We start from the raw sequence: 2,506 nt of genomic DNA on the forward strand, positions 1-2,506 counted from the left end.
TTCAGAACTAACACAGTGGACGCGAGCAACTGAGGACAAGCCCTCGGCCTATTAGTACCAGTCAGCTCCACCCGTTACCGGGCTTCCACATCTGGCCTATCAACCCAGTCGTCTACTGGGAGCCTTACCCTCTCAAGGAGGTGGGAATACTCATCTTGAAGCAGGCTTCCCGCTTAGATGCTTTCAGCGGTTATCCCTCCCGAACGTAGCCAACCAGCCATGCCCTTGGCAGGACAACTGGCACACCAGAGGTTCGTCCGTCCCGGTCCTCTCGTACTAGGGACAGCCCTTCTCAATATTCCTACGCGCACAGCGGATAGGGACCGAACTGTCTCACGACGTTCTAAACCCAGCTCGCGTACCGCTTTAATGGGCGAACAGCCCAACCCTTGGGACCGACTCCAGCCCCAGGATGCGACGAGCCGACATCGAGGTGCCAAACCATCCCGTCGATATGGACTCTTGGGGAAGATCAGCCTGTTATCCCCGGGGTACCTTTTATCCGTTGAGCGACGGCGCTTCCACAAGCCACCGCCGGATCACTAGTCCCGACTTTCGTCCCTGCTCGACCCGTCGGTCTCACAGTCAAGCTCCCTTGTGCACTTACACTCAACACCTGATTGCCAACCAGGCTGAGGGAACCTTTGGGCGCCTCCGTTACCCTTTGGGAGGCAACCGCCCCAGTTAAACTACCCATCAGACACTGTCCCTGATCCGGATCACGGACCGAGGTTAGACATCCAGCACGACCAGAGTGGTATTTCAACGGCGACTCCACACCAACTGGCGTTGATGCTTCAAAGTCTCCCACCTATCCTACACAAGCCGAACCGAACACCAATATCAAACTGTAGTAAAGGTCCCGGGGTCTTTCCGTCCTGCTGCGCGAAACGAGCATCTTTACTCGTAGTGCAATTTCACCGGGCCTATGGTTGAGACAGTCGAGAAGTCGTTACGCCATTCGTGCAGGTCGGAACTTACCCGACAAGGAATTTCGCTACCTTAGGATGGTTATAGTTACCACCGCCGTTTACTGGCGCTTAAGTTCTCAGCTTCGCAACCCCGAAAGGTCACTAACCGGTCCCCTTAACGTTCCAGCACCGGGCAGGCGTCAGTCCGTATACATCGCCTTACGGCTTCGCACGGACCTGTGTTTTTAGTAAACAGTCGCTTCTCGCTGGTCTCTGCGGCCACCCCCAGCTCAGAGTGCAAGACTCATCACCAGGAATGGCCCCCCTTCTCCCGAAGTTACGGGGGCATTTTGCCGAGTTCCTTAACCATAGTTCACCCGAACGCCTCGGTATTCTCTACCTGACCACCTGAGTCGGTTTAGGGTACGGGCCGCCATGAAACTCGCTAGAGGCTTTTCTCGACAGCATAGGATCATCCACTTCGCCACAATCGGCTCGGCATCAGGTCTCAACCTTCATGAGGGACGGATTTACCTACCCCTCGGCCTACACCCTTACCCCGGGACAACCACCGCCCGGGCTGGACTACCTTCCTGCGTCACCCCATCGCTTACCTACTACAAGTCTGGTTCGTCGGCTCCACCACTTTCCATTCCCCGAAGGGTCCGGAACGGCTTCACGGACTTAGCATCGCCTGATTCGATATTGGGCGTTTCAAAGCGGGTACCGGAATATCAACCGGTTGTCCATCGACTACGCCTGTCGGCCTCGCCTTAGGTCCCGACTTACCCTGGGCAGATCAGCTTGACCCAGGAACCCTTAGTCAATCGGCGCACACGTTTCTCACGTGTGTATCGCTACTCATGCCTGCATTCTCACTCGTGAACCGTCCACAACTAGCTTCCGCTGCTGCTTCACCCGGCACACGACGCTCCCCTACCCATCACAGCCTCCGTTGGGAGTATTGCTGCAATGACACGACTTCGGCGGTACGCTTGAGCCCCGCTACATTGTCGGCGCGGAATCACTTGACCAGTGAGCTATTACGCACTCTTTCAAGGGTGGCTGCTTCTAAGCCAACCTCCTGGTTGTCTCTGCGACTCCACATCCTTTCCCACTTAGCGTACGCTTAGGGGCCTTAGTCGATGCTCTGGGCTGTTTCCCTCTCGACCATGGAGCTTATCCCCCACAGTCTCACTGCCGTGCTCTCACTTACCGGCATTCGGAGTTTGGCTAAGGTCAGTAACCCGGTAGGGCCCATCGCCTATCCAGTGCTCTACCTCCGGCAAGAAACACACGACGCTGCACCTAAATGCATTTCGGGGAGAACCAGCTATCACGGAGTTTGATTGGCCTTTCACCCCTAACCACAGGTCATCCCCCAGGTTTTCAACCCTGGTGGGTTCGGTCCTCCACGAAGTCTTACCTCCGCTTCAACCTGCCCATGGCTAGATCACTCCGCTTCGGGTCTAGAGCGTGCAACTCAAACGCCCTATTCGGACTCGCTTTCGCTACGGCTTCCCCACACGGGTTAACCTCGCTACACACCGCTAACTCGCAGGCTCATTCTTCAAAAGGCACGCAGTCACGAGTAC

The 2,506-nt window shown here is 56.2% G+C and carries 1 rRNA gene (cut by a window edge); it reads right to left on the reverse strand.

What is annotated here, in order from left to right:
• Positions 1 to 31: 31 nt before the first annotated feature.
• Positions 32 to 2,506: ribosomal RNA gene (locus ACFW2G_RS32875) — 23S ribosomal RNA — on the reverse strand; it runs 148 nt beyond the window's last position.

The sequence above is a fragment of the Streptomyces sp. NPDC058880 genome (assembly GCF_042742535.1).
Taxonomy (GTDB): domain Bacteria; phylum Actinomycetota; class Actinomycetes; order Streptomycetales; family Streptomycetaceae; genus Streptomyces.